Consider the following 1,610-nt stretch of genomic DNA (forward strand, 5'->3'; position numbering starts at 1 on the left):
CTTGTCCTTACCCAAAACTCAGAAAGCGCTGACCAGTGGGTCAGCGCTTTTTTTGTGGCCGGTGGGTAGCTTGCGGGCATGAGCATTTCTACCGGTTTTGGCGAGGCGCAGGTGTGGGCGCAGACGCATTTTGGGGCCGTGCGGCTGGGCGATGTACGCCGCAGCCGGCGGGTGGTGCGGCTGGCGGCGGGCTGGGCCCGGCAGCCGGGGGCGAGCATCCCGCGCCTGAGCCAGGGGCAGGCCTACGCCAGCAAGGCCGCCTACCACCTGCTGGCCCAGGCCCGCACCACGCCCGAGGCCGTGCAGGCCCCGCACCGGGACCTGGTCCGCCAGCAATTGCAGCCCCCGGGCACGTTTCTGCTCGTCGAGGATACGAGCGAGCTGAGCTGGCCCGAGGCGGCCGAGCGCCGGGCGGGCCTGGGGCCGGTCGGGCAGGGAAAGCCCTATAGCCAGGGCGTGCTGTTGCACTCGCTGGTGGCCGCCGCCTGGCCCGCCGAGGACCCCGACCCGGCCGCCAAACGGCCCGCGCTGCCGCTGCTGGGCTTGCTCGACCAGCAGTTTCACGTGCGTCAGCCCGTGCCCGAGGCGGAGAAAGCGTACCCGCACGGCGGCTCCCGGCCCCGGCAGGGCCGCGTGCGCGAGTCGGCGTTGTGGACGCAGAGTCTGCGGGCGGTGGGGCAGCCCCCGGCCGGTACGCGCTGGGTGGTGGTGGCCGACCGCGGGGCCGATATCTACGAGCATCTGCAGCAGTGTCAGGCCCAGGGCCTGGGCTTCGTGGTGCGCGCGGCGCAGGACCGGGCCCTGGTCAGCGGGGTAGAGAAGGCCCCGGCGGGCCGTCTGTTCGAGCGGGCGCGGGCCCAGCCCAGCGCGGGTGCGGTGCCACTGGCCCTGCGCGGGCGACCCCGCCAGCCGGCGCGGGAGGTGGTGCTGCAGGTGAGTTTCTGCCCTGACCTGGCGCTACGGGCGCCGCAGCGGCCGGGCGGGGCCACGGGCAAAGGCGCGCCCGTGCCGGCCAGCGTGGTGCGGGTCTGGGAAGAACGCGACCTGGAGACGACGGGCCCCGGCCTGGAGTGGCTGCTGCTCTGCGACCAACCGGTCACCGACTTCGCCCAAGCCCTGACCTGCGTGCGCCAGTATACGAGCCGATGGCTGATCGAGGACTTCCACAAGGCCCTGAAAACGGGCCTGGGCGCCGAAAAGCTGCAACTGCACACGGCCGCCCGCCTGTTCGCGGCCGTGGCCCTGCTGAGCGTAGTGGCCCTGGCCCTGGTCGATCTGCGCGAGAAAAGCCGGCTTGAACCCGACCAGCCGGCCGAGGCGGCCGGCCTGAGCCCAACGGAATTACGGGTGCTGCGTCTCCAGAGCCGCCGGCCGATCCGCACCGTGCACGAGGCGTACCGGGCCCTGGCCGCGCTCGGCGGCCACCTGGGCCGCACCGGCGACGGGCCACCCGGCTGGCAAACGCTCTGGCTCGGCCGCCAAACCCTGCGCCTGCTCGTCGAAGGCGTCCACTTGGCGGCGCACCTACGCGACGAATAGCCCCTAACCCCGCAACAAAAAAGCGTCGGCCTTCCGGCCGACGCGCTTCGCAAGTTTTGGGTAAGGACAAG

General features: G+C 72.4%; 1 protein-coding gene. It reads left to right on the forward strand.

Features of this window, described 5'->3' with window-relative positions; genetic code table 11:
* Positions 1–78 precede the first annotated feature (78 nt).
* Positions 79–1,539 carry an IS4 family transposase gene (locus KLP40_RS21020; protein WP_215595806.1) on the forward strand — a complete coding sequence of 487 codons (1,461 nt, stop codon included), beginning with the start codon at positions 79–81 and terminating at the stop codon, positions 1,537–1,539.
* Positions 1,540–1,610: the final 71 nt, after the last annotated feature.

The organism is Hymenobacter piscis (assembly GCF_018760735.1).
Lineage (GTDB): Bacteria > Bacteroidota > Bacteroidia > Cytophagales > Hymenobacteraceae > Hymenobacter > Hymenobacter piscis.

Coding starts and splice junctions, on each gene's coding strand:
- KLP40_RS21020 (WP_215595806.1), top strand. CDS start 79: ATGAGCATTTCTACCGGTTTTGGCGAGGCGCAGGTGTGGGCGCAGACG.